This window comes from Rhodococcus sp. As11 (genome assembly GCF_048957735.1).
Lineage (GTDB): Bacteria > Actinomycetota > Actinomycetes > Mycobacteriales > Mycobacteriaceae > Rhodococcus > Rhodococcus gordoniae.
Genome location: NZ_JARDJE010000030.1, coordinates 1 through 24,363 on the forward strand (window position 1 = coordinate 1; position 24,363 = coordinate 24,363).

Consider the following 24,363-nt stretch of genomic DNA (forward strand, 5'->3'; position numbering starts at 1 on the left):
TGGCACCACCACTACCTCGACCGACCGGAATCAACATCACCCATCTGTCTCAGACAGGTTGACAACTACCGAATTGCGGCGGCGAACAGCCAGGACGGTAGCGGATACAGGCCTCAGGGCACGGTCCACGTGTTGTCACCCCGCAGCAACTGCTGCAGGTCGGCGGTGCCGGACTCCTGCGCGGCCCGCACCCGGGCGCGCTCGGCGTCGTCGTAGGTCGTCCGCCCGACCTGCCGCACGATTCCCGTGACGACGTGGCGAAGACCCTGGTCCGACAGGCGCGACAGTGCGTACGCGTACTCGGGGTCGTCGGTGTGCGCGTCGTGCACGACGATGTCGTCGGCGGCGACCTCGGCGCGCTGCGCCACCCGCACGCCGAAACCTCTTCTGACGACGCACAGCTCGTCGTCGGTTCCGAAGATGATGGGTTCGCCGTGTCGCAGCGGGATGAGGTGCGACCGTGCTTCGTCCTTGCGCAGCACGTCGAACGATCCGTCGTTGAAGATCGGGCAGTCCTGCAGGATCTCGACGAAAGCCGCACCGCGGTGGTGTGCCGCCGCGCGCAGCACGTCCGTCAGACCGGCACGATCGGAATCCAGGGCGCGTGCCACGAAGCTCGCCTCGGCACCGAGTGCGAGCGACAAGGTGTTGAACGGAGCGTCGACCGAGCCCGAGGGCGACGACTTGGTGACCTTGCCGACCTCCGAGGTCGGCGAGTACTGGCCCTTGGTGAGTCCGTAGATCCGGTTGTTGAACAACAGGATCCGCATGTTCACGTTGCGGCGTAAGGCGTGGACGAGGTGGTTGCCGCCGATCGACAGGGCGTCGCCGTCGCCGGTCACGACCCAGACCGACAGATCCGGGCGGGTGACTGCGAGTCCGGTCGCGAGCGTCGGCGCGCGTCCGTGGATCGAGTGCACACCGTAGGTGTCGAGATAATAGGGGAACCGCGACGAGCATCCGATGCCGGAGACGAACACGAGATTCTCACGCCGGACACCCAATTCGGGAAGCAGACTCCGCACCGTCGCGAGGATGACGTAGTCGCCGCAGCCCGGACACCACCGCACCTCCTGATCGGACGTGAAGTCCTTCGCCTTCTGCGGGTCGTCGGTGCGGGGCACACCGTCGAGCGCGTCGATGTGCGGGCGGAGTCCGAGATCGTGGCCGACGAGTCCGGTCATGCTCGTGCCCTCTCTGCTGTGGGGTCGAGTTTCGTCGACGAGGCGACCGCGTCCGGCGTCCGGGATCGTTCGGTGTCGGCGAGCGTTCCGGCGAATTCGGCTTCGATGGCGTCGTGGAGTTCGTCGGCGCGGAACGCCATGCCCGATACCTTCGTCACCGGCTGGATGTCGGCGTCGAACCGCGACCGCAGCAGGAACGACAGCTGACCGAGGTTCATCTCCGGGACGAGCACGCGCCGGTAGCGGCCGAGCACGTCACCGAGGTTCTTCGGCATCGGCGCCAGATGACGTAGGTGCGCTCGGGCCACCCGGTGCCCGGCCCGTCGGGCACGGCGCACCGCCTCCCCGATCGGCCCGTACGACGATCCCCAGCCGAGCACCAGCACCTCGGCGTCACCGGTGGGGTCGTCGACCCCGAGATCCGGGACGTCGATGCCGGCCACCCGCGCGACCCGCAGCCGGGTCATCAACTCGTGGTTGGTGTGGTGGTACGAGATGTCGCCCGTTCCGTCGGCCTTCTCGAGACCGCCGATCCGGTGCTCACGACCTGCGGTTCCGGGAATCGCCCAGTCGCGGGCGAGGGTGTCGGCACGGCGGGCGTAGGGCAGGTAGCCGGGGTCGTCGTCCTTCGGCGACTGTGCGAAGCGCGGGTCGATGCGCGGCAGATCGTCGATGTCGGGGATCCGCCACGGTTCGGATCCGTTGGCGATCGCGCCGTCGGACAACACCATGACCGGGGTGCGGTAGGTGATCGCGATGCGCGCGGCCTCGAGCGCCGCGTCGAAGCAGTCGGCGGGCGATTGCGGGGCGACGATCGCGACGGGCGATTCGCCGTTGCGCCCGAACATCGCCTGCATCAGGTCGGCCTGTTCGGTTTTCGTCGGCAGTCCCGTGGACGGTCCGCCGCGCTGGACGTCGACGACGATCAGCGGCAGTTCGGTCATCACCGCCAGGCCGATGGCCTCGGATTGCAGCGCGATTCCCGGACCGGAGGTGCTGGTGACGCCGAGCGCCCCGCCGTAGGACGCGCCGATCGCGGCACCGATGCCTGCGATCTCGTCCTCGGCCTGGAAGGTGTGCACACCGAAGTGTTCGAGCTTGCTCAGTTCGTGGAGGATGTCGGAGGCCGGGGTGATCGGATAGGTGCCGAGGAAGACGTCCATCGCCGCCGCGCGACCTGCCGCGACGAGACCGTAGGCGAGCGCGGTGTTGCCGGTGATCTGCCGGTATGTCCCGGACGGCAGCGACGCGCGCGCCACCTCGTAGGTCGTGGCGAACGCCTCGGTGGTCTCCCCGTAGTTCCATCCGGCACGCAACGCGAGGACGTTCGCGTGGGCGATGTCGGGTTTCGACGCGAACTTGCGCTCGAGGAACGTCTCGACCGGCGCGATCGGACGCCCGTACATCCACGACAGGAGACCGAGCGCGAACATGTTCTTCGAGCGCTGCGCGTCCTTCTTGCCGACGCCGGCGGGTTCGACGGCACCGGCGGTGAGCGTGCTCATGGGCAGGGCATGGACGGTCAGATGCTCCACAGCGTCGGTGCCGAGCGGATCGGCGTCGTAACCCGCCTTGTTCAGGTTCCGTTTGGTGAATTCGTCGCTGTCGACGATGACGGTGCCACCCCGGGGCAGGTCGCCGACGTTGGCCTCGAAGGCCGCCGGGTTCATCGCGACCAGCACGTCGGGCCGGTCGCCGGCGGTGAGGATGTCGTGGTCGGCGATCTGGATCTGGAAGCTCGAGACTCCGGGAAGGGTGCCCCGGGGTGCGCGGATCTCGGCGGGGAAGTTGGGCTGGGTGGCCAGGTCGTTGCCGAAGGCGGCCGCCTCGGCGGTGAACCGGTCACCGGCGAGTTGCATGCCGTCGCCGGAGTCGCCGGCGATGCGGATGACGACCTGTTCGAGTTTCGCGCTCGACGCCATGCGCTCCATCGTGGCCCTCACGCGCCCATGTGCAACCCTTTCTCCCGAAAAATTCTGCCCATCCGCGTCAGGAGCGGACGGTATCCCCGATGAAGCTCAGCGCCTGGGGCCACGACACGGCGTAGGCATCGGCATTGACGGGATTGCCGTGCCGGCCACGGGAGGAGAAGCCGTGTTCGGCGCCCGGATAGACGTGAGTGAGGGTCGCGCCGGTCTCGCGCTGCTGCAGCGCCGCCTGCAGATTCGCGAAGGTCTCGGCGCTCATGATCGTGTCGGCGCCGGCGTGCAGCACCATGACGGGTGCCGCGACGCGACCTGCCTGCTCGACGGCGTCGATCGTGTGATTCGGGGCGGGCGGCACCATGATCGACGGGTGGTAGGCCACCACGTTCGTGACCCGCGTGTCGCGGGCGCCGAGGATGAGGGCGAGGCGTCCGCCGAGGCACCATCCGATCACGCCGACCTTCTCCAGTCGGAGTTCACCGAACGCGTGGTCGAGCAGGGTCGCCATCTCCTCGAGGCTCTTCTCGTCGTCGAGACCACGCATCGACTCCGCGAGCGCCTCGCGCGAGGTGTCGTCGGCGCTCGGTCCGTGCCACGGGTCCCAGACGAGTGCGGTCACGCCGGTTCCGGCGATGTCGTGCGCATATTCGCGGACCTGGGCGTCGATGCCGGTGATCATGGGCAGCAGCAGCATTCCTCCGGTGGCACCGCCGAGCGGCCTGGCCAGATAGGCACGCAGGCCTGCGATGTGAACGAATTCCGCCTCGATGTCGTCCATCGGCCGTCCTTCCCCTTCCTCCGATTGTTCGTCATGATCTTCGTACGAAGCCGTCTGTCGTGCGGCGGGTTTTCGGAGCACGACAGACGGCACGCTCGAAAGGGATACAGGCACATGGCTCGCACCGTATTGGTCAGTGGTGGCACCGGCGGCCTCGGCAGCGCCGTGACGAAACATCTCCTCGACACCGGATGGCGGGTCGTGGTGCCGTGGCTGGTCCGCGACGAGCTCGAGCGCGTGGGCACGCATCCGAACCTGCGGCTCGTGCAGGCCGACCTCTCCGACGAGCAGCAGCTCGGGGACGCCCTGAACCTGGCGTGCGACGACCCCGACGCTCCCCTGTTCGGCGTCGTCAACCTCGTCGGCGGATTCACGTCCGGCCCGCGGGTGCACGAGACCCCGATCGAGGTGCTCGACTCCCAGCTCGATCTCAACCTGCGCACCGCCTATTCCGTCAGCCAGGCCGCACTGCCCCACCTGATCCACCGCGGCGGTGGATCGATCGTCTGTATCTCCACCGCCGCGACGCTCAGCCCCTTCCCGGGCGGTGCGTCCTACATCGCCTCGAAGGCTGCGGTCTCGGCGCTCGTCGAGACGATGGCACTCGAGTACCGCGACAACCACATCCGCGTCAACGCGCTGCTGCCCGTCGTCATCGACACCCCCGCCAATCGCGCCGCGATGCCCGACGCCGACACGAGCCGTTGGTCCGAACCGGCCGACATCGCGAAGGTCATCGAGTTCCTGGTCTCCGATGCGGGTGCCTCGATCACCGGCGCCCTGATCCCCGTCACCAACGTCGGCTGAGCTCAGACCGACTGGAGACGACCGAGTTTCACCGCGCGTTCGAACGCTCGCCGTTCGGCGTAGTTCATGCCACCCCACACGCCGTGCGTCTCTCCGGTACGCACGGCGTGCGTCAGGCACGCGTCGATCACCGGGCAGGAGCGACAGACCTCCTTCGCCTGCCGCTCGGCCCGGAGTACCGCACCGCGGCCGTCCTCGGGCCGAGGGAAGAACATCGCCGTGTCCACCCCGCGGCACCGCGCCGCGACCACCCAGTCGCGGTCGCCGGATCCGTACATCGCCGCCTCCTTGCCCATCGGGCCATCGCGGACCCGCACTCGTCGAACGAGTATTTGTACGGCCATTTTTCGATACCCGGCGGGGATCGTCAATCGTTGAGCAGTGCGGATCCATCAGAATCGGCGATGGCAGTCGCTTCGGATACCTATAAGCACCGGAAGCTATGGCCGCACATTTGAGGAGCAGCCGACGTGGAGCGGATCAGCCGACGATGCCGGCCCTCTTCAGGCCCGCGATCTGCTCGTCCGTGAGGCCGAGATCGGCGAGCACCGCCTCGGTGTGCTGACCGAGCCCCGGCACCGCGCCCATCGGCAATTCGACGTCGCGGAAGTTCATCGGCGGCAGGATGCCGCGCACCGGACCCGCCTCCGTCTGCACCTCGCGCCAGCGGTCGCGCGCTGCGAGTTGAGGATGCTCGATGAGCCCGCGCAGATCCCGCAGCTGCGCGGCCGGTACCCCGGCGTCGGCGAGCTTCTCGTCGAGCTCCGCGCTGGTGAACTGCTTGGTGGCCCGAGCGACCAGCGCATCGACCTCCTCGCGGTGACGCACCCGCTCGAGATTGGTGGTGAAGCGCGGATCGTCGCCCCGCTCGGGAATGCCGAGGACCTCGGTGAGCGTGCGCCAGCCCCGATCGTTCTGGACGCCGATGAGGATCTCCCCGTCCGCGGTGGGGTACTTGTCGTACGGCGCGATCGATGTGTGCGACAGACCCATCCGCGGCACCTGCCGCCCCTGATACATCTGCAGGTACATCGGATAACCGAGCCATTCGGCGGTCGCGTCGAACATCGACACGTCGATCGTCGCGCCGACGCCCGTGCGGTGCCGGCGCAACAGCGCCGCCTGGATGGAGGTGAGCGCATACATGCCCGCGGCGATGTCCGAGGTGGGGATGCCCGTCTTCACCGCAGTCTCGGGCGTACCGGTGATCGAGCACAGGCCGGTCTCCGACTGCACGAGCATGTCGTAGGCCTTGCGGTCGCGCATCGGTCCGTCGGTGCCGTAACCAGACATGTTGACCACCACCAGTTCCGGGTGGTCCGCACGCAGGTCCTCGGCGCCGAGCCCGAGTCGCTCCACCGCGCCGGGGGCGAGATTCTGCAAGAAGACGTCCGCACCGCGGATCAGCGCCTTCACCGCATCGATGCCCTCGGGAGCCTTGAGATCCACCGCGAACGATTCCTTGCCGCGGTTGAGCCAGACGAAGTGTGCGGCCAGGCCGTGCACGGCACCGTCGTAGGCGCGCGCGAAGTCGCCGTCGCCGACACGTTCGACCTTGACGACACGGGCTCCGAGGTCTGCGAGATGGCGCGTCGCGAGGGGTGCGGCAACCGCCTGTTCGAGGCTCACCACGGTGATGCCCTCCAGCGGCAGGCCGGCAGAAACCTCCACCTCGGTCCGATCGGTTCGGTCGCTCGTCACCTGATGTCCTTTCGCGTTCGCGGTTCCCCCATCCGGCGTCGCTGCATGTCTACCAGGACGAACACGGACTCCCCAGTAATACCTCTGCGGTATCGATTCGGGTCCTATTAGGTATTGGACTGTAAAGCCGAGCCCTGACACCCTCTGCTGAGACGCAGACCACATTCCCCCGCCCCATCGGGGCGTAGCAGACGGAGGGCGCATGAGTTCGTCCACACCCACCGATCAGGAGATCGCAAAGAAGGCCCGCAAGGCCGGCATCGCCTCCTTCATCGGCACCACCATCGAGTGGTACGACTTCTACATCTACGGCACGGCCGCCGCACTGGTGTTCGGCCAGGTCTTCTTCTCGGACGAACTCTCGAGCGGTGTCGCGACCCTCCTCGCGTTCGTCACCCTGTGGGCAGGCTTCCTCGCCCGTCCGCTCGGCGGCGTCATCTTCGGCCACCTCGGCGACCGGATCGGCCGCAAGAACACACTCGTCATCACACTCGTCATGATGGGCATCGCCACGGTGGGTATCGGCCTGCTCCCCACCTACGCACAGATCGGCATGTGGGCGCCGGTCCTGCTGGTCTTCCTGCGCATCGTGCAGGGTGTCGCGGTCGGCGGTGAATGGGGCGGCGCCGTCCTCATCGCCAGCGAGAACGCACCCAAGGGCAAGGGAATCATGTATTCGGCGTTCGCACAGCAGGGTTCGCCCGCCGGCAACCTGCTGTCGACGATGGCGTTCTTCTTCCTCGCAGCACTGCCCACTCCGCAGTTCCTGATGTGGGGCTGGCGCATCCCGTTCCTGTTCTCGGCGCTGCTCGTCATCGTCGGTATGGTCATCCGGCTCAGGCTCGAAGAATCGGATGCCATGAAAGCCGTTCTGGCACGCAAGAAGACCGTCAAGTTGCCGATCAAGGAAGTGCTGCGCAAGCACTGGGTCCTGGTCCTGCTCGGCGCCGGCGCGCTGCCTCTCGCCCAGGTGACCTATTTCAAGAACACCTTCGCCCTGTCGTGGGCGACGAGCGAACTCGGTTACGAGCGTGGCACCTTCCTCGCGATCATCGCGATCGCCCTCGTCGTGCAGTTCATCGTGCAGCCATTCGGTGCCGTCCTCGTGTCGAGGATCGACATGCGCAAGGCAATGCTCCTGATGATCGTCCCGGAGCTGTTCCTCATGCCCGCCATGTTCTACGCCATCCGCACCGAGACCTTCGCGATCGCCGTGATCGGCATGTGTCTCGCGACGATTCCGCACTCGATGTTCTACGGCGCCATCGCCGGCATCCTGGCCCGGGCCTTCCCCGCGAACATCCGGTACTCGGGCCTGTCGCTGGCCTACCAGCTGTGCTCGCTGATCGTCGGTGGTGGCACACCGGTGCTCGCGCAGTACCTGCTCAACTCGTCCGGGGACGTCACCGGCGTGGCCATCGCGGCCGGTTGCTACGCCGCGGTCTCCCTCGTGTGCACCCTGGCCCTGCTCGAGCGCACCGGGTACGACCCGAAGGCACCCTCGGTCGCCGAACAGTCCGACGCCGAGGAACTCGCCCTCGAACAGTCCGAAACAGCCGAGCGCGACCGCCGTACTCCGGGAACCGACGACACCCCACGAGATCGCGTCCATGCCTAGTACGGATCGCTTGCACTCGGGGCCGGCCGGCGCAGTCGCCGGCCGGCCCCGGTCACTCCGGAGTGGGCAGTGCTTCCTCGGAGAGGCGGAGGACCTCTCGCAGCGCGGCACTGTCGTCGTCCTCCCGCCACACCAGCCGCACGTCGAGCGGCTCGGGGTGGTCGGCGAGGGGAACGAACACGACCTCGGGGTTGATGACGTTCGCCGCGACCGACGAGACCGTCAGCGAACATCCCACTCCGGCCGACACCAGGGCGATCAACGACAGCGAATCCGGGGCACTCTGAACGATTCTGGGTGTGAATCCGACGTCGTGGGCGAGCCGGAGCAGCAGTTCGCGCAACATGGATCCGGGTTCGGCGGGCAGCATCACCCACGCCTCGTTCGCGAGATCCTCCAACCGGACGCTCTCCCGGTCGGCGAGCGGGTGCTCCTTGGGCAGCGCCACGACGAGGTTCTCACGGGCCACCACACGCGACGCGATACCCGGCGGGAAGAACAACAGTCGCACGATGCCGATGTCGAGTCTGCTCGCCGCGAGCTTGTTGAGCGCCTCGCTCGCGTAGGCCGAACTGTCGAGCACGAACTCGATACCGGGATGAGTGCGCCGCACGAGCTTCGCCCAGCGACCCACCAGATAGTGCGAGGACGAACCGGCGAAACCGATACGGACCCGGCCGGTCCGGCCCGAGCCCGCAGCGGTCACCGCCATCTCCGCCGATCGGCAGGCGTCGAGGATGTTCCGGGCCGGTTCCACGAGCGCCCGTCCGCTCTCCGTCAACCGCACACTGCGGGTGTTGCGTTCGAAGAGTTCGGCACCGAGCTCCTTCTCGAGTCTGCGGATCGTGCGGCTGAGCGGCGGCTGGGCCATGTGCAACCTCTGCGCCGCCCGACCGAAATGCAGTTCCTCCGCCACCGCCAGGAACGCCTTCACCTGCTGGATCTCCACCCGTCGATTATCACGCCTGCAGGCGCCTGACACCCGACACCGCATCACCGACCACACGGAGGACGACCGGTATGCCGGACAAACTCATGACCATGCGCGAAGCGATCGCCACCTACATCGAAGACGGGATGACCGTTGCGCTCGAAGGCTTTTCGCACCTGATTCCCTTCGCTGCCGCGCACGAGATCATTCGTCAGGGCAGGCGCGACCTGACGTTGTGCCGCATGACCCCCGACATCATCTCCGACCAGCTCATCGCCGCCGATTGCGTATCGAAACTCGTCGCGTCGTTCTTCGCGAGCGGCTCGGCGGGGTCGCTGTACGAGATCCGCCGGCGCATCGAGAACCACGACCCCGTCGCACTGGAGGTCGAGGAGTACAGCCACTACGGCATGGTCTGCCGCTACCAGGCCGGGGCGGCCGGGCTGCCTTTCTTCCCCCTGAGATCGTATGCGGGTAGCGACCTGCCGAAGATCAACCCGGACATCCGGCCGGTGGACGATCCCTTCGGCGGCGGCAGCGTGTACGTCGTCCCTCCGCTCAACCCGGACGTGACGATCATCCACGCCCAACGCGCCGACCGCGCCGGGAACGTCCAGATCTGGGGGATCGCCGGTGTCCAGCAGGAAGCGGTGTACGCGGCGAAGAAGGCCATCGTGGTGGTCGAGGAGATCGTCGACGACGACGTGATCCGCTCCGACCCGAGCCGCACGCTCGTCCCGTCGCACGCCGTGGACGCGGTCGTGCTGTGCCCGCGCGGAGCACATCCCTCCTATGCGCAGGGCTACTACGACCGTGACTGTGCGTTCTACCGTCGCTGGACCGCGATCAGCAAGGACCCCCAGCAGCTGCGCACCTGGCTGAAGGAATGGGTCCTCACCACCAGCGATCACTCCGAATACCTCGAGAAACTGGGCGAGGAGTACTGGGCCGCCCTCGAGGTCGCGCCGCGCCCCTCCGGGACCGTCGACTACGGGAGCCGAAAGTGACTGCCACCGAAACCTTCTCCACCACCGAACTGATCGTCTCCGTCGCCGCGCGGGCCCTGGCCGGCAAGGCCCGGGTCTTCGCCGGGGTGGGCCTGCCGACCCTCGCCGTCGACCTCGCCGCCCGCACCTCGAACCCCGACGTCGAGCTGATCTACGAATCCGGCGTCTGCGGCGCGCACCCCGAGGCGATGGCCGAAGGAATCGCCGACTCCGTCGTGGTCTCCGGCGCCGAATCCGTGGTGTCCATGGCATCGCTGTTCGGGTACGTGCTGCAAGGCGGCAACGTCGACGTCGGCTTCCTCGGTGCGGCGCAGATCGACCGCTACGGCAGCCTCAACACCAGCGTCATCGGTGACTGGGACAAGCCCACCGTGCGACTGCCGGGTGGCGGCGGAGCCGTCGAGATCATGCCCAACGCGGGCGAGGTCTTCGTGATCATGCGACGCCACGATCCGAGCGCTTTTCCCGCCGAACTGGACTTCTGCACGTCGCCGAGCCCGGTGCGCGCCCGCCAGGCCGGCGTCGGCATCATGCCGCGCGGCCGCGGGGTGACGAAGGTGTTCACGAGCCTGGGTGTGTTGTCCCGGCAGGATCCGTCCGGCGAACTCGTACTGACCAGCATCCACCGCGGTGTCACAGTGGACGAGGTTCGCGCGGCGACGGGCTGGGATCTGACGGTCTCCGACGACCTCACGCGCACCGAGGATCCCACCGCCGAGGAGATCGACCTGCTGCGCAACGAGATCGACAAGGTACGCCTGTATCTGCGGTGATCCCACCGGAGGTCGTCGACTGCGCCCACGCGGTGGCTGGCAGGATGTCCGCAACGGACGACGCACCGGACCCTGCCTTCGGCGGCCCGGCGTACGTCCCTGTGATGCCCGGCGGACCCACCGCCGCGTGATGCGGGAAGGCGGCACGTCATGCACGCGAGCGCGATCCACGACCTGGTGGACGGCACCGTGGTTGCTACCGCAGTGTCGTCGATCGCGGCGGATCCCGGTGCAGATCGGCACATCCCCGTCCTGGCCCCGTTGATCGAGCTCACCCACGGTGCGGCGGAGAATGCGTCCGTGCGTGATGCCGTCGCACTCGTCGACGAGGACGAGGTGTTCGCCGATCCGGCGGTGGTCCTGCGCTGGATCGCTGCCGTGCGCGAACGCGGAGTCGCCGTGGCCGTGCGCGTCGCGGAATCGGCGCCACGCGCCACGGTCGTCCTGGCACTGGTGGAACCGGAGGTGGTCGTCGTGCCGGCGGAGGCGCTCGTCGCATCCGATGCGCGTGCCGCCACGACCCTGTTGTCCTTGCGGGCACACTGCGAGCGCACGAACTCGGTCGTCGTCGCCGAGGGCATCGACTCCGATCTGCATCGCCAGGCCGCGCTCGCTCACGGCATCGGCTTCGGATGCGGCGCAGCACTGTCTGTCCCGGAGGACGGCACAGAACCTTCGTCGCGGTGCAACCGGTTGTTCCGGGAGCCCACCTGGAGCGCGCCGCTCGACGCCGCAACCGCGTCCCCTTTCCGCATCCTGTCGGCGGGGCGGGAGTGCGTGCGGAGCGGGAAAGGTCTGTTGGTCTCCATGAGCGCTGATCTCGAGGCCCGAGCCACAGAGGCCGGTGCCGACGTGATCGCGCTGGGCACCTTCCAGCACCGCGACCATTTCACCGGAGCGGCGAGGAGACGCTGGATGTCGATGGCCGGCGCCCTTGCGCACGTCGCGGTCTTCGCGGTCGGCTTCGGCGCGGGCATATCGGGCACGAACCTCGTTCCGATCGAGCCGCACGATCCCCTCGTCGACGAGTGGAACGTCATCCTGCTGGGAGCGTCGTTCGCGTGTGCGCTCTCCGCCCTCGACCTGCACCGTCGATCGGCGGATGGTGAGCGGGAGTTCGAGTACGTCGTCTCCTACGATCGCGGGGCCGTCGCCCGCGCGGCGCGCGCGACCCTGGTCCGTCCCCGGACGGCACCCGCCGAGGCCCCGCCGCCGTCCTGAACCGTGCCTCGCGGGTCACCCTTCGAAGCGCGCCAGAATGCTGTGGGCGCACCGGATGACGGTGCCACGGTCGTAAGACAGGACGTACTGGAATTCACGGTCGAGATCTGCTGCCTCGGTGTGCATGTCGAACGCGGCGAGCACACACGCGAAGTGCGGGCCGAGAACGACGACGTTCCATTCGTCGACCATCGGATCGTCCGGATCCAACGGCGCGTGGTGCACTGCGGAGTCGACGTAGGGATCGATCCCGACGCCGTAGACCCCGGTGTAGGCGACCTGTTCGGCGAGCTGCGCCCATCGCGCCCGTGAGGTCGGCGTGAAGTGCTCGGCGCGCTGGAAGGTGCCGAGGACGATCGTCTCCGGTCCGGCTCCCACCGCATTGGTCTCGAGCAGCTTGCTCATCGACACCAGCAACCGCTTGAAGCTGCTTGTGCGCCTGCGCCCTTCGGATGCCAGAGCGAAAGGAGTGAGTGCGGGATCGTCCGCGACACCCGGACGTGGATGCAGCGGCAGGGGATCGATATCCGAATCCGATTGCGCAGCATCTCTGTTCGTCGCGCGCACCCGATACAGCTGCCCCATACCGTATCGGGCCGCCAATCCGAGAGCGCGGCGGCGATGCAGTTCCGAGTCGACGCCCTGCGCGATCACGACCGCATTGCTGGACTCGATATAGGCGGCGACGGCGTGCGCGACTCTCGCCGTCGAGGCGTCGGCGGCACGGCCGATCAACGCGGGCGACGTGATGATCACGTCCGGTTCGACGAGCGGCAGCAGCGCCAGCGCCTGGGCTCGCGCCCCCACCCCGTCCACCGCGACGAGCATGCCCGCCGTGCGCGCTGCGGCGATGGTGCGCAGCGTCCTGGCAGGGCGTGCGATCAGCGACTGCTCGGTGATCAGCACGACCCTCGCCGGTTCCGGGCGATCGCCGAGCTCGCCGAGCTCGTCGAGGGAATCGAGATCGACGGTGACCAGATGCGGCACCGCCGAGTCGGGGTACCTGCCGGCCCGCTGCCATTTGATGCGGTCCAGCACCGACTTCTCGTGCATGGCCCGGGCGGTCTCACTCAAAGCTGTCGCGTCGTGCAACGACGAACCTTCGGGACCCCGCAGCTGCACTTCGACGGCAGACAGGGCGCCATTGTCGAGCCGGTGGATCGGGGCGAACTCCGTCTCGACGACGAGGCCGCCGAACGCGGTCTCCGCGTCGGCGGCAGGAACAGCGCTCATCGGTCCAGCATCCCACCTCCGGGCACGGATCGCCCGCGCGGGCCGACGAATCTTACGTTCTCCATTGTTTCTGCAGTTCAAGGGGAATTAGTTATCGAACAGTGATCTTTCGTTACCATTCCGTTATGGAATGGATCGTAGGGAAGCAACATCCATCGGACAGTCTCTGTGCAAGCCCGACGCGAGTTCTCACCCCGACCCCCAGCAGGCCGCCCGCCTGCTCAGGATCCAGCCCGCACCGGACGGCACGAATCCACGCCGACAGGAGACAGCAGTGAGCACACGTACGAGCACCACCCACCGGATCGTCACCCCGCCCGGCGCACTCTCACGAGCCGCTGCAGCGACCGTCGCCCGCGCGCCGCGCTACCGCCTCGACGTTCACTCGCCGTCCCGTCGCTGCAGTGTCCTGCGCGCGAAGGGCGATCTCGATATGACCGCTCGGGCGGAGTTCGCCGCGACGCTCTGCGACCTCGCGCACTCGGGTGATCACGTCGTCGTCGACCTGTCCGAGGTGACCTTCATGTACTCCGAGGTGGCCTCGACGCTGGCCGATGCCGGCCATACTCGCCCCGGCCTCTTCCGGATCGTCGCCCCCACCCGTCAGGTGCGCATGCTGCTCGACATCCTGGCCCCCGGTCTCGACGTCACGGACCGCGCCGAGAACGACACCGCGGGCCACGCCGCCTGATCCCGCACGATCGTCAGCGTGCCGGGCCACCCGTGATGAGGGCCCACACGTCCCCGGCCTCACCGGCCGCAGCGAGCAGTTCGGAATCCCACGCGGCGACGGTGCCGAATTCACTGCGCCACGACAGGATACGGTTGGCATGCCGGTGCAGTTCGTGTTCCATCGTGAAACCGATCGCACCGAGCGCCTGATGCGCGTTGCGGGCGACCACCGACGCCGCGTGACCTGCGCACGACGCCGCGGCAGCGATCGCGAAACGCGTCGACGCCTCCCCGAATCCTCCGGCGAGAACGGCATCGACCGCAGCGTCGGCGGCGGCGTGCGCGAGCGAGACCTCGGTGGCGATGTCGGCGACAAGCGCCTGCACGGCCTGGAACTTTCCCAGCGGGCGACCGAACTGCACTCGCGCCGTGGTGTGTTCGACGACGAGCTCGAGGATCCGGTCCATCGCGCCCGCGGAGGCGAGCGCCCGGGCCAGCGCGCCGCGGTAGCGGAACTCGTCGGCGACACCTGCCGGAACGTCACGCCCGGTGAGTGTGGAGAAGTCGACGCACAGGTGGTCGCGGGGCTCCGCCGCCAGGTTCACGGCCTCGACGAGTTCGACGTCTCCGCGCGCGACCTCGGCGACCTGCCATCCCTGCGGCGACTCCCACAGCACGACGATGGAGTCCGCGAACCGGGCCCACGGCACGTGACGTGCCCGGCCGTCGGCGTCGAGGACCGCCGCGGTACGCACACCCGGCGTGACCTCGAGTCCGGCGGTCTCGAGCAACCACCCCGCGAGCAGGTCGTTCTCGGCCGTCGGTACGGCAGCAGCCGCACCGCCGGCGGCGTCGAGCAGCAGGGCGGCCTCGAGCCAGCCCGCACCGCTTCCGCCGTGCTCCTCCGAACCGGTGAGCCGATCGAGGCCGAGCTCGGTGAGGGTGTTCCACAGGGCACGATCGAGTTCGACGACCTCACCGATGCGGTGGTCGTCACCCGAGGCGAACACCCCGGACAGCATCTGTGCGAAGTCACGCAGTTCCGTCGACTGCAGTGGGTCCTGCCCGCTCATCTCATCCCCAATCCTCGTGCGATGACCCCGCGGAGGATCTCGCTCGTGCCGCCGCGCAGCGTGAAGCCCGGTCTTTGCATGACGCCGGACCGGACGAGCTCGGCCAGGTGCGCGTCGGCCGTGGTGTACCCCGCGATCTCGTCGGCGAGATCGGCGAGATCGCCCTCCGTCTTCGTGCCGAGCACCTTCACGACCGACGCCGCGAGCTCGGCGTTCTCGCCGCGCTCGAGTGATTCGGAGACCGCGGTGGACATGCGATGCATTCCCGCGATGCGTCCGATGGCCGCCCCGATACGGGTGTCCGGTTCGACGTTGCCGTCCACCACACCGTGCACGAGGGACTCGAGCACCCCGAAGGTCGACAGGAAACGTTCGGGACCGCTGCGCTCGTAGCCGAGTTCGCTCGTCACCTGCTCCCAGCCGGCGCCGATCTGCCCGAGCACCAGATCGTCCGGGACGAAGACGTCGTCGAGCAGCACCTCGTTGAAATGGTGGTCGCCGGACATCGACAGGATCGGCCTGATGGTCACACCGGGCGAGTCGAGCAGGACGATGAACTGGCTCAGTCCGTCGTGTCGGTGCGCCGGATCGAGCGGGGCGGAGCGGGCGAGACCGAAGAAGGCGTCGGCGTGGTGCGCCCCGGACGTCCACAGCTTGGTGCCGGAGATCCGCCACCCACCGTCGATGCGGGTCGCCTTCGTCTTCACACTCGCGAGGTCGGAACCGGAGTCGGGTTCGGACATGCCGATGGCCCAGCAGATCTCACCCGCCGCGATGCCCGGTAGGAACCGCTGCTTCTGCTCCTCTGTACCGTACTTCAGCAACGACGGAGCGGCCTGGCGATCGGCGACCCACTGGGCGGCGACCGGCGCTCCCACCGCGAGCAACTCCTCGGTGACGACGAACCGCTCCATGAAAGTTCGTCCGTGCCCGCCGTATTCGACGGGAATCGTCATGCCGACCCAGCCGCGGGCGGCCAGCGCACGCGTGAACCCGGGGTTCCATCGGGTCAACCAGGTGTCGATGCCCGGAGTGAACACTCCCGCGTCGATCTGTTCCTTCAGGAACGCCCGTACCTCGGCGCGGAGTTCGGTCAGTGCCGGGTCGGGGGTGCCCGCCCTCGGCACCGGTCGTGCACTCATCGTGAACCTCCTTCTCCACCGGTGACGGTGGGACACAGCAGCGCCAGCGACAGGTCCGCATAGCGTTCTGCGATCTCGTCCGAGGTGTCCGGCCCGGCAGGGTCGTACCAGTTGGCGATCGCCGAGACCATCGCCAGGATCGACCGGCGGCAGTCGTCGGGATACTTCGTGGTGAAGACGCCCTGTGCCACACCACGATCGATGATGTCGCGGATCCGCTTCCGACCGGCACGCCGGCGCTCCTCGTACAGGTGCGCACCCTCGGGTTCGAGGTTGCGCACCTCGGTGGCGATCATGCGTCCTTGTTCGGGGAACTGCGTGCGGAAGACGACGTTTCCCTTGACGAACGCACGGATCTGCTCGACCGGATGGTCGCCGACACGGGCAAGTTCTGCCTCGCAGACGGCATCGTAGGTGTCGACGCCGTCGAGCAGGATCGCCAGCAGCAGATCCTGTTTGTTCTTGTAGTGGTAGTACAAGGCGGACAGGCTCACGCCCGCCTCCTGCGCGATCGTACGGATCGACGACGAACCGTATCCGTTGCGCACGAATTCCTTCCGTCCCGCCTCGATGAAGACGCGTTGTTTCGGCGACAGCACTCTCACGACGACGCTCCGGTATCGGCGTACTGCGCGATCAGATCGCCGAGCCTGCCCATGACCATCTTGCCCGTCGGCGTGCGCGGCAGTTCGTCGACGAATCGCACGTGCCGGGGACACTTGAAGCGCGAGAGTCGCTCCCGGCAGAATTCGACGACGGCCTCTTCGAGCTCGTCGGATCCCTCTGCACCGGGGACGAGTTGCACGAATGCTTCGACGCGTTCGCCGCGGTCCGCATCCGGCACGCCGACCACCGCGACGTCGGCGATCGACGGGTGCAGCGCGAGGACGCTCTCGATCTCCTGCGGGTAGATGTTCACCCCACCCGAGATGATCGTGAACTTGTCCCTCCCGGTGAGGAACAGATAATCGCCCTCGTCGAGATATCCGATGTCGCCGGTGGTGTACCAGTTCTCCTCGAAGGGGTGCCGCGTGGACGCCGTCTTCTCCGGATCCTTGTGGTACTCGAACGAGAAGTCGTCCCGTTCGAAGTAGACGGTGCCGATCTCGCCGGTGGGCAACCGGTTGCCACGCTCGTCACAGATCCGTGCGAGACCGAGAGTGCCGGGACCACCGGTCTTCCCGACCGTTCCGGGCTTGTCGAGCCATTCCTGCGGCGTGACGAGGGTATTGCCGATCGCCTCGGTCGCGGAGTAGTACTCGTAGACGATCTCGCCCCACCACCGCATGATCTCCTGCTTGACCTCGACGGGGCACGGCGCGGCCGAATGCAACGCGCACCGCATCGACGACAGGTCGTAGCGATCCCGGACCTCACGCGGCAGTTTCAGCAGACGCACGAAATGCGTCGGTACCCATTGGCTGTGGGTCACGCGGTAGTGCTCGATGCACTCGAGGCTGCGCTCGGGATCGAACCGGTCCATGAGCACCACCGTGCCGCCGAGCGCCTGCGTCGACACGCCGTACCGCAGGGGCGCGGCGTGGTAGATCGGTGCCGGCGACAGGTACACGGTGTTCTCGTCGAAACCGAACCGGCGCACCTGCTTCAGCAGAGGAGGACCGGGCTCGTCACCGACCTGGGCCCCGGAGAGAGCCGGCTCGATGCCCTTGGGGCGGCCGGTCGTGCCCGAGGAGTACAACATGTCGCTGCCGCGCGGCTGGTCCGCCGTCGGGGTGACCGGAAGGCCCGCTACCTCCTCCTCGTACACCAGATGTCCGGGCACCTCTCCCCCGAATGCGATGCGGTGCGCCACCTTCGGGGTGAGCGGCACGATCGCCTCGGCGAGGTCGGCGAGGGGCGACGAGACCACGAGCACCTTCGCGTCGCAGTCGTCGACGATGTACGCGGCCTCGGCCGGAGCGAGATGCGTATTGACGAAGGTGACGTACACGCCCGACCTCACTGCACCCCAGTACAGTTCGAACGCCGTGGCGTCGTTGACGGTGACGACCGCGATATGGTCGCCCTTCCCGACGTCGTGTGCGCGCAGCCAGTGCGCGAACCGGACGGACGCGTCCTCGAGCTCTCGGTAGGTGAGCGTCCGACCGGTCGCGGCCTCGTGCACCGCGGGCCGGTCCGGGGCGACGGCGGCGTAACGTCCCGGGTACACCCCTACAGCCCCAGATCCTTGGAGATGATCGTCTTCATGACCTCACTGGTGCCGCCGTAGATCCGGGTCACCCGGGTGTCGGCGTACAGGCGGGCGATGGGGTACTCGGTGATGTAGCCGTAGCCGCCGTGCAATTGGAGGCACTTGTCGATCACGCGTCCGGCGACCTCGGTGCAGAACAGTTTCGCGCGAGCCGCGTCGGCGACGGTCAGCTCCTTGCGGTCGAGCAGTTCGAGGCAGTGGTCGACGTACACCCGCGCCGCCTGGGTCTCGGCGGAGCACTCGGCGAGCACGAACTTGGTGTTCTGGAAGGAAGCGACCGGCTTTCCGAACACCTTGCGTTCCTGGGTGTATGCGATCGCGTGGGCGATCGCTGCCTCGGCGAAACCGACCTGGTTCAGAGCGATGCTCAGACGCTCCTGTGGCAGATTGTGGGTGAGATAGTCGAAGCCCGCACCCTCCTCGCCGAGGAGGTTCTCGACCGGCACCTTCACATCGGTGTACGACAGTTCGGCGGTGTCCTGCTGGTGCAGGCCGATCTTGTCGAGCTTGCGGCCCACCGCGAAGCCCTCGCTGTCGGTGGGCACCGCGATGATCGACAGTCCGCCGCGGCGGTTCTCGGGATCGAACGGACTGGTGCGGCACACCGTCAGGATGAGGTCGGCGGTGACGCCGCCGGTGATGAAGGTCTTGGCGCCGTTGAGGATGTAGTGCGAGCCGTCCTCGGACAGCTTCGCCGAGGTGGCGATATTCGCGAGATCGGACCCGGTGCCGGGCTCGGTCATCGCGATCGCCGTCATGATCGAGCCGTCGGCGAAGCCGGGCAGCCAGCGGCGCTTCTGCTCCTCGGTCGCATATTCGAGCAGGTACGGCAGGATGAGGCAGGCGTGCACGGTGTAGGAGCCGAACGAGACTCCTGCGCGCGCAACCTCCTCGAAGACGATGGCGTCGAACTTGAAGCTCGACTCGCCACCACCGCCGTATTCCTCGGGCACCTGGATCCCGAGAATTCCCAATTCGCCGAGACGACGGAAGAACTCGCGAGGCGGACGGCCCATCTCGTCCCATTCCTCACGATGTGGCACGACCTCACGTTCGATGAAGTCGCGCACCATCTTCCGGAACTGCTCGTGTTCTTCGGTGAAGATCGTCCGCTGCATGGCGTGTCCTCGGGTTCTTGGGGATGAAATGTCAGTTGCCGGTGAAGTCGCCGGTGCGTCGTTCGAGGAACGCCGAGAGGGCTTCGCGGTGGTCCTCGCTGTGGTGCGAGAGGGCCTGGAGAGAAGCCGACAGCTCGAGGAGCGTGTCGAGGTCGACGCGCTGGCCCTCGCGCAGCAGCTTCTTCGTCATGCGAAGTGCGTTCGGGGGATTGACGGCGACACGCGCGGCGAGCGCGTTCGCGGTGTCGAGGAGCTGCTCGGGTTCGACGACCTGCGAGACCATGCCCCAGTCGAGGGCCGTCGCGGCATCGACACGATCGCCGGTGAAGGCCATCTCGGCGGCCCGCGCCGCACCGATCGCGCGCGGCAGCAGCCAGGCGCCGCCGTCGCCGGGGATGATGCCGAGCTTGACGAAACTCTCCGCGAAGAACGCCGTCGTCGAGGCGATCCGCATGTCGCACATCATCGCGAGGTCGCAACCGGCACCCACGGCAGGTCCGTTGACGGCGGCGATGATCGGCACCTCGCAGTGGTAGATGGCGCGGGGCAGGCGCTGGATGCCGCGGCGGTAACCCTCCCGCAGGGCGTGGGGTGCGCCGCCGAACATGCCGCGACGCTCGTCCATGTCCTTGACGTTGCCGCCGGCGGAAAAGGCCGATCCGGCGCCGGTGAGGATCACGACGCGGGTGTCGATGTCGCGGTCGGCCTCCTCGACGAGCTCGACGAGGCGGTCGACCACGGCGTCACCCGAGATCGGGTTGCGCGCCTCCGGAAGGTTGATCGTCCAGGTCACGACATTTCCGTCGCGCGTGCTCAGTACGACGTCCTGCGAAGTTGCCATTGAGGTCGCGGTCCTTCCGGTAGCCAGTGTGGCTCGCACCATAATTAGGTCGAACGATCGTTCAAATTACGGGGCGCGACGGATCCTGTAAAGGCCGAACGGGGTTCTGCCTCAGTCGGGCAGGCTCACGTTCGATTCGGCGATTCTTATGGCGACTTCCTCCGGGAAGATGTTCCGGAAGACGAACGGATCGCGGCCGAGCACCCAACCGGGCGCCAGCGCGGTCGCGTAACGCTCGAAGTATCCGAGCTGCTTCCCGAACAACACGAGTTCCTCGGGAGTGGACGTGTTCCATTTGCGTCCGAGCGAGACGAGCGCGCCGATCAGCTCACTGAGCCGCAACTCCCCCACGTCCTGGCCGAGCAGCGGGCCGAAGATCTCGGCGACCTGCCGTCCGACCGCCGCGTCGTCGACGTCGAGATCGACAGCGACCCCGAGGGCGCGCACACTCTGCGCGACCGCCGTGAAGTTCCCGTCGAGCAGCGCGGCGCGGAACAACGCCCGCAACAGCGCGCGCCACTCGTCGGGCAGTTCGCCGACGATGCCGAAGTCGAGCAGCGCCACGCGCCCGTCGTCGAGCAGCCACAGATTGCCCGCGTGCACGTCGCCGTGGAACGGGCCGTGACACAGCACCGCCTCCATCCACACCTTCACCCCGCGGCGCACCAGCAGGGAGGTGTCGAGATCGTCCTGGCCCGGCACCACCCGGTCGACCGGCTTGCCCTGCAGTCGCTCCATGCAGATCACCCGCGGTCCGCACCATTGCCAGTACACCTCGGGCACCGTGACGTAACGGTTGTCGTCGAAGGCGGAGATGTTGCGGCGGAAGCGATCCTGACGATCCGCTTCGACGGCCGCGTTGAGTTCGGTCATCGTCGCATTGTGGAGATCGCGGATGATTCCGGGGGTGTTCGCGATGCGGAAGAATTCGAAGATCTGCAGCATTTTCGCGCCCACGTAAGCGGCCCGCAGGTCGACGAGCATGCGGTGCGCGATCCCCGGTCGCTGCACCTTCACGACCGCCCGGCGGCCGTCGCGTAGCACGCAACCGTGCACCTGTGCGACCGACGCCGCGGCGAGCGGCACGTCGTCGAACGACTCGAACATCTCGTCGATGCGATGTCCGAGATCCTCCTCGATCACCGCGCGGGCCTGCTCGGACGGGAAGGTGGGAACGTCGTCGAGCATGCGCAGGCACGCATCGGCGAGGGGGGCGGGGAACAATCCGGGCGACGACGCGATGAGCTGACCCAGCTTCACGAAGGTCGGTCCGAGATGTTCGAAGGCATCGACGGTGCCGTGCGCGGCCGCTTCGACGATGCTGTGCTGCCGGGGCCGGACGGTCCACCGCAGCACCGCCCACACCACGAAGGCGATCAGGACGGCGGCGACGACCACGGCCCGCCCGAGCTCGGCCGGCCCGAATCGGTCGAGCGCGGGTCGTTCGACGTCCAGGGCGCCGGGCGGGAGGCCGTTCGCGTACGGTCCGACCGGTCCGGTGCAGTCGGGTCCGCTGTGGTCCTGTCCGCTGTGGCCCTGTCCGTCCGATACGCCCTCGCGCAGCGTGTACTCGTGCACGACCTGTCCCCACTCCGTCCACCACGCGCTCACCTCGGCGCGACTGCGTGCACGGTACCTGCATCCGGCGCCCCGATCGAGACCCCGTGATTATCGCTGTCGCCTGTCGGTACCCCCGACTACTCTCTGACGGGTAGCGGATTCGGGTCCGACCAGCCGGGGGTATCGCGCTCATGACCGAACAACTGCTCGAGGAATCAACCGGCTCGACATCGACGTCGACCGATTTCATGGAGCTCGCCGAGCCGTTCCGCCGAGAACTGCTCGCACACTGTTACCGCATGAGCGGGTCGCTGCACGATGCGGAAGACCTGGTCCAGGAAACCTACCTGCGCGCCTGGCGCGGGTACGAGAACTTCGGCGGCCGCTCCTCACTGCGCACGTGGCTTCACCGGATTGCCACCAACGTGTGCCTGACGGCGCTCGAAGGTCGCAGTCGCCGGCCGTTGCCCACCGGGCTCGGTGCGCCGAGTTCCGATCCCACCGAGGATCTGGTCACCCGTCCCGAGGTGCCCTGGCTCGAACCGTTCCCCGCCGGGTACACCACCGACGATCCGTCGGATCCTGCCACCATCGCCGCCTCCCGCGATTCCGTGCGTCTCGCGTTCGTCGCGGCCCTGCAGCATCTCTCCGCTCGCCAGCGGGCGGTCCTGCTGCTCCGCGAAGTCCTGCAGTGGCGCGCCACCGAGGTCGCGGCCGCGCTCGACACGTCGACGGCCGCGGTCAACAGCCTCCTGCAGCGGGCACGCGCGCAGCTGAAGGACGCCCGTGTCCGCGACGACGAGCTCGCCGAACCCGACAGCGCCGAGACCAAGGCGTTGCTGCAGCGCTGGGTCGACGGCTTCGAGAAGTACGACATCGACTCGCTCGTCGAGATGCTCACCCAGGACGCCGTCTGGGAGATGCCTCCCTTCGAGGGCTGGTACCGGGGTCCCGACGCGATCGTCACCCTCATCAAGAAGAACTGTCCCGCGAAGGGCCCCGGCGACCAGGTGCTGCTTCCCGCCGTGGCGAACGGCCAACCGGCGTTCGGGCTGTACATGCGAGGGGAGGACGGCCGCCACCACCCTTTCCAACTGCAAGTGCTCGACATCGTCGACGGTAGAGTCACGCACGCCACCGTCTTCTTCTCCGACGACACCACTGCGTTGTTCGCCCGATTCGGGCTGCCGGAGGACCCGGCAGCCCGCTGAACCGCACGGTCGGCCTTACGCGGTGGCGTTCTCCTCGGCGTCATCCGGTGCCCACGCCTGCGCTGCGGCCGACATATCCATCCACATGACCTCCCAGACGTGGCCGTCGAGGTCCAGGAAGGCCCGCTGATGGGCGAAGTCCCCCATCTCCTCCTGCGCCTTCTGCCCGCCGGACGTCACCCATTCGCTGCCACCCGCGGCGACGGCACCGTCTACGAGCGCATCGACGGCCTCGCGAGTGTCGGCCGACACGCACATCAGCGCCTCGCGGGCCTTCGTGGTGTCGCAGATGTCATCGTTGATGAAGTCGCGAAAACGCGGCTTCTCGAGCAACATCACGTAGGTCTGCTCGTTGATCTCCAGGCACGCGGTGTTCTCGTCGCAGAACATGTCGTTGAAGGTGAATCCGAGCTGGTCGAAGAATTCTCGGGAGGCGGCGACGTTCTCGACGGCGAGGTTGACGAACAGCATGCGCGACATGGTTTCTCCTGTGTTCGATCGTCCCTGTGCGGGACGCGGTGGGGTGTCACGGATGCAGACCGGCCACCCCGCACGAACTCATCGCGAATCCGGCACACGGCGAAGACACACGTTGCCCGGGTGCTCCACAAACTGGGTGTGCAGTCGCGGATCCAGGCGGCCATCATCGCCCGGGACACGCCCGGTCGCCGGCTCTAGGATCAGGGATGAACGAGGACTCGACAACCGACTCCGAAAGCGCGGGAAAGAAATGACCGGCAACTCCGATCACGACGACCTGCTGCTCAGCGACGCCGAACGCATGCACGCGTTGAACGCGCTCGGCGAGCACTACGCCGCGGGCCGCCTCGACAGCGCCGAGTTCTACGAACGGTCCGGGGAGATATCCTCCGCGCGAACGTTTTCGGCGTTGCTCCCCTCCTTCCGGGGGCTGCCCGGCGGGGCGCCTCTCGAGCAGGTCGACGGCCACATCCGGATGATCCCCGACGTCTCGGCCCCGGCGGTTCGCCGCGACACCTCTCCTGCGGCGCCGCAGTCGGCGGAGGACGAACTGGCATCGCTCCGCGACCGCGGAAGTACGGTCGAGACACTGGACTGGATCATCATCGGCATCACCCTGGTGACCTTCCTCGTCCTGCAGATCGTCCTCGACTGGAGTTACGCGTGGATCGTATGGCCGTCGCTGATCGTCACGCTCAGCGTTCCGCGTCTGATCCTGAAGTACAGCGACGACGACGAGAAGGTCTACGAGGAGCTGAAGAAGTCGGAGGCTGCGGAGAGGAAGAAGCGGCTCGAGGAGGCGTCGAAGCGGATCCGGGAACTCGAGGGCCGTCGCGGTCCGGAGACGCCGCAGAGCTGAGCCCGGGGGCGATCCTG

23 protein-coding genes are annotated in these 24,363 nt (G+C 67.5%); 8 read left to right on the top strand and 15 right to left on the bottom strand.

Features of this window, described 5'->3' with window-relative positions:
- Positions 1–113: 113 nt before the first annotated feature.
- From PV766_RS22715 to PV766_RS22725, 3 genes are read right to left on the bottom strand one after another with little or no spacing between them, the layout of a single operon-like run.
- Positions 114–1,184: a 2-oxoacid:ferredoxin oxidoreductase subunit beta gene (locus PV766_RS22715; protein WP_016931620.1), complete on the bottom strand. Its 1,071-nt coding sequence runs from the start codon at positions 1,182–1,184 to the stop codon at positions 114–116.
- Entirely contained in the window at positions 1,181–3,115 is a 1,935-nt protein-coding gene (locus PV766_RS22720; RefSeq protein WP_421097987.1) for a 2-oxoacid:acceptor oxidoreductase subunit alpha, read from the bottom strand. The genes PV766_RS22715 and PV766_RS22720 overlap by 4 nt, the downstream gene beginning before the upstream one ends.
- 58 nt (positions 3,116–3,173) lie before the next feature.
- Positions 3,174–3,887 carry a dienelactone hydrolase family protein gene (locus PV766_RS22725; RefSeq protein ID WP_129975649.1) on the bottom strand — a complete coding sequence of 238 codons (714 nt, stop codon included), beginning with the start codon at positions 3,885–3,887 and terminating at the stop codon, positions 3,174–3,176.
- A 114-nt stretch (positions 3,888–4,001) separates the two neighbouring features.
- On the opposite strand from PV766_RS22725, the gene PV766_RS22730 reads away from it, so the two are divergent.
- Entirely contained in the window at positions 4,002–4,694 is a 693-nt protein-coding gene (locus tag PV766_RS22730) for an SDR family NAD(P)-dependent oxidoreductase (protein WP_421097971.1), read from the top strand.
- 2 nt (positions 4,695–4,696) lie between these two features.
- On the opposite strand, the gene PV766_RS22735 is transcribed toward PV766_RS22730, so the two are convergent.
- Both PV766_RS22735 and PV766_RS22740 read right to left on the bottom strand, forming a co-directional pair.
- A complete protein-coding gene (locus PV766_RS22735) occupies positions 4,697–4,972 on the bottom strand; it encodes a WhiB family transcriptional regulator (protein WP_242496622.1) in 276 nt (91 codons plus the stop codon).
- 202 nt (positions 4,973–5,174) lie between these two features.
- Positions 5,175–6,395: a CaiB/BaiF CoA transferase family protein gene (locus PV766_RS22740; protein WP_129975647.1), complete on the bottom strand. Its 1,221-nt coding sequence runs from the start codon at positions 6,393–6,395 to the stop codon at positions 5,175–5,177.
- A gap of 202 nt (positions 6,396–6,597) precedes the next feature.
- Between PV766_RS22740 and PV766_RS22745 the strand changes: the two genes are divergently transcribed.
- Complete coding sequence (locus PV766_RS22745) at positions 6,598–8,013, top strand: MFS transporter (RefSeq protein ID WP_421097972.1); 1,416 nt, start codon at positions 6,598–6,600, stop codon at positions 8,011–8,013.
- Between the two features lie 52 nt (positions 8,014–8,065).
- Here the strand turns inward: PV766_RS22745 and PV766_RS22750 are convergent, their stop codons facing one another.
- Positions 8,066–8,962: a LysR family transcriptional regulator gene (locus PV766_RS22750; RefSeq protein WP_064063922.1), complete on the bottom strand. Its 897-nt coding sequence runs from the start codon at positions 8,960–8,962 to the stop codon at positions 8,066–8,068.
- A 71-nt stretch (positions 8,963–9,033) separates the two neighbouring features.
- On the opposite strand from PV766_RS22750, the gene PV766_RS22755 reads away from it, so the two are divergent.
- The 3 genes from PV766_RS22755 to PV766_RS22765 all read left to right on the top strand — a co-directional run bounded on the left by PV766_RS22755 (position 9,034) and on the right by PV766_RS22765 (position 11,945).
- Complete coding sequence (locus tag PV766_RS22755; protein WP_421097973.1) at positions 9,034–9,951, top strand: CoA transferase subunit A; 918 nt, start codon at positions 9,034–9,036, stop codon at positions 9,949–9,951.
- Positions 9,948–10,724 carry a CoA-transferase subunit beta gene (locus tag PV766_RS22760; protein ID WP_064063920.1) on the top strand — a complete coding sequence of 259 codons (777 nt, stop codon included), beginning with the start codon at positions 9,948–9,950 and terminating at the stop codon, positions 10,722–10,724. The genes PV766_RS22755 and PV766_RS22760 overlap by 4 nt, the downstream gene beginning before the upstream one ends.
- 150 nt (positions 10,725–10,874) lie before the next feature.
- Positions 10,875–11,945, top strand: a complete 1,071-nt coding sequence (locus tag PV766_RS22765; protein ID WP_129975640.1) for a DICT sensory domain-containing protein — start codon at positions 10,875–10,877, stop codon at positions 11,943–11,945.
- Between the two features lie 15 nt (positions 11,946–11,960).
- Here PV766_RS22765 and PV766_RS22770 read toward each other — a convergent pair whose 3' ends face one another.
- Positions 11,961–13,178 carry an EAL domain-containing protein gene (locus PV766_RS22770; protein ID WP_129975638.1) on the bottom strand — a complete coding sequence of 406 codons (1,218 nt, stop codon included), beginning with the start codon at positions 13,176–13,178 and terminating at the stop codon, positions 11,961–11,963.
- Positions 13,179–13,452: 274 nt separating this feature from the next.
- On the opposite strand from PV766_RS22770, the gene PV766_RS22775 reads away from it, so the two are divergent.
- A complete protein-coding gene (locus tag PV766_RS22775) occupies positions 13,453–13,869 on the top strand; it encodes an STAS domain-containing protein (protein WP_129975636.1) in 417 nt (138 codons plus the stop codon).
- Between the two features lie 13 nt (positions 13,870–13,882).
- Here PV766_RS22775 and PV766_RS22780 read toward each other — a convergent pair whose 3' ends face one another.
- The 7 genes from PV766_RS22780 to PV766_RS22810 form a co-directional block, all read right to left on the bottom strand.
- Positions 13,883–14,923, bottom strand: a complete 1,041-nt coding sequence (locus PV766_RS22780) for an acyl-CoA dehydrogenase family protein (RefSeq protein ID WP_421097974.1) — start codon at positions 14,921–14,923, stop codon at positions 13,883–13,885.
- On the bottom strand, positions 14,920–16,065 hold the full coding sequence (locus PV766_RS22785; protein ID WP_129975632.1) for an acyl-CoA dehydrogenase family protein: 1,146 nt from the start codon (positions 16,063–16,065) through the stop codon (positions 14,920–14,922). The genes PV766_RS22780 and PV766_RS22785 overlap by 4 nt, the downstream gene beginning before the upstream one ends.
- Positions 16,062–16,670 carry a TetR/AcrR family transcriptional regulator gene (locus PV766_RS22790; RefSeq protein WP_242496621.1) on the bottom strand — a complete coding sequence of 203 codons (609 nt, stop codon included), beginning with the start codon at positions 16,668–16,670 and terminating at the stop codon, positions 16,062–16,064. The genes PV766_RS22785 and PV766_RS22790 overlap by 4 nt, the downstream gene beginning before the upstream one ends.
- Positions 16,667–18,235, bottom strand: coding sequence for an acyl-CoA synthetase (locus PV766_RS22795; protein ID WP_421097975.1), 1,569 nt, complete (start codon positions 18,233–18,235; stop codon positions 16,667–16,669). Before PV766_RS22795 ends, PV766_RS22790 begins: the two co-directional genes overlap by 4 nt.
- Before the next feature lie 2 nt (positions 18,236–18,237).
- Positions 18,238–19,395: an acyl-CoA dehydrogenase family protein gene (locus tag PV766_RS22800; RefSeq protein ID WP_421097976.1), complete on the bottom strand. Its 1,158-nt coding sequence runs from the start codon at positions 19,393–19,395 to the stop codon at positions 18,238–18,240.
- Between the two features lie 31 nt (positions 19,396–19,426).
- A complete protein-coding gene (locus tag PV766_RS22805) occupies positions 19,427–20,236 on the bottom strand; it encodes a crotonase/enoyl-CoA hydratase family protein (protein WP_421097977.1) in 810 nt (269 codons plus the stop codon).
- Between the two features lie 111 nt (positions 20,237–20,347).
- A complete protein-coding gene (locus tag PV766_RS22810) occupies positions 20,348–21,847 on the bottom strand; it encodes an ABC1 kinase family protein (RefSeq protein ID WP_421097978.1) in 1,500 nt (499 codons plus the stop codon).
- A 140-nt stretch (positions 21,848–21,987) separates the two neighbouring features.
- On the opposite strand from PV766_RS22810, the gene PV766_RS22815 reads away from it, so the two are divergent.
- Positions 21,988–23,007: a sigma-70 family RNA polymerase sigma factor gene (locus PV766_RS22815; protein WP_064063910.1), complete on the top strand. Its 1,020-nt coding sequence runs from the start codon at positions 21,988–21,990 to the stop codon at positions 23,005–23,007.
- Positions 23,008–23,022: 15 nt separating this feature from the next.
- On the opposite strand, the gene PV766_RS22820 is transcribed toward PV766_RS22815, so the two are convergent.
- Positions 23,023–23,487 carry a VOC family protein gene (locus tag PV766_RS22820; protein ID WP_064063909.1) on the bottom strand — a complete coding sequence of 155 codons (465 nt, stop codon included), beginning with the start codon at positions 23,485–23,487 and terminating at the stop codon, positions 23,023–23,025.
- A gap of 250 nt (positions 23,488–23,737) precedes the next feature.
- Between PV766_RS22820 and PV766_RS22825 the strand changes: the two genes are divergently transcribed.
- On the top strand, positions 23,738–24,346 hold the full coding sequence (locus tag PV766_RS22825; protein WP_016931679.1) for a DUF1707 SHOCT-like domain-containing protein: 609 nt from the start codon (positions 23,738–23,740) through the stop codon (positions 24,344–24,346).
- Positions 24,347–24,363: the final 17 nt, after the last annotated feature.

What these genes read in the sequence shown, in the direction of transcription:
- PV766_RS22765 (WP_129975640.1), top strand. Translation starts at nt 10,875, where the DNA reads ATGCACGCGAGCGCGATCCACGACCTGGTGGACGGCACCGTGGTTGCT.
- PV766_RS22785 (WP_129975632.1), bottom strand. Translation starts at nt 16,065, where the DNA reads ATGAGTGCACGACCGGTGCCGAGGGCGGGCACCCCCGACCCGGCACTG.
- PV766_RS22755 (WP_421097973.1), top strand. Translation starts at nt 9,034, where the DNA reads ATGCCGGACAAACTCATGACCATGCGCGAAGCGATCGCCACCTACATC.
- PV766_RS22780 (WP_421097974.1), bottom strand. Translation starts at nt 14,923, where the DNA reads ATGAGCGGGCAGGACCCACTGCAGTCGACGGAACTGCGTGACTTCGCA.
- PV766_RS22725 (WP_129975649.1), bottom strand. Translation starts at nt 3,887, where the DNA reads ATGGACGACATCGAGGCGGAATTCGTTCACATCGCAGGCCTGCGTGCC.
- PV766_RS22730 (WP_421097971.1), top strand. Translation starts at nt 4,002, where the DNA reads ATGGCTCGCACCGTATTGGTCAGTGGTGGCACCGGCGGCCTCGGCAGC.
- PV766_RS22800 (WP_421097976.1), bottom strand. Translation starts at nt 19,395, where the DNA reads ATGCAGCGGACGATCTTCACCGAAGAACACGAGCAGTTCCGGAAGATG.
- PV766_RS22745 (WP_421097972.1), top strand. Translation starts at nt 6,598, where the DNA reads ATGAGTTCGTCCACACCCACCGATCAGGAGATCGCAAAGAAGGCCCGC.
- PV766_RS22735 (WP_242496622.1), bottom strand. Translation starts at nt 4,972, where the DNA reads ATGTACGGATCCGGCGACCGCGACTGGGTGGTCGCGGCGCGGTGCCGC.
- PV766_RS22820 (WP_064063909.1), bottom strand. Translation starts at nt 23,487, where the DNA reads ATGTCGCGCATGCTGTTCGTCAACCTCGCCGTCGAGAACGTCGCCGCC.
- PV766_RS22720 (WP_421097987.1), bottom strand. Translation starts at nt 3,115, where the DNA reads ATGGAGCGCATGGCGTCGAGCGCGAAACTCGAACAGGTCGTCATCCGC.
- PV766_RS22715 (WP_016931620.1), bottom strand. Translation starts at nt 1,184, where the DNA reads ATGACCGGACTCGTCGGCCACGATCTCGGACTCCGCCCGCACATCGAC.
- PV766_RS22805 (WP_421097977.1), bottom strand. Translation starts at nt 20,236, where the DNA reads ATGGCAACTTCGCAGGACGTCGTACTGAGCACGCGCGACGGAAATGTC.
- PV766_RS22815 (WP_064063910.1), top strand. Translation starts at nt 21,988, where the DNA reads ATGACCGAACAACTGCTCGAGGAATCAACCGGCTCGACATCGACGTCG.
- PV766_RS22825 (WP_016931679.1), top strand. Translation starts at nt 23,738, where the DNA reads ATGACCGGCAACTCCGATCACGACGACCTGCTGCTCAGCGACGCCGAA.
- PV766_RS22770 (WP_129975638.1), bottom strand. Translation starts at nt 13,178, where the DNA reads ATGAGCGCTGTTCCTGCCGCCGACGCGGAGACCGCGTTCGGCGGCCTC.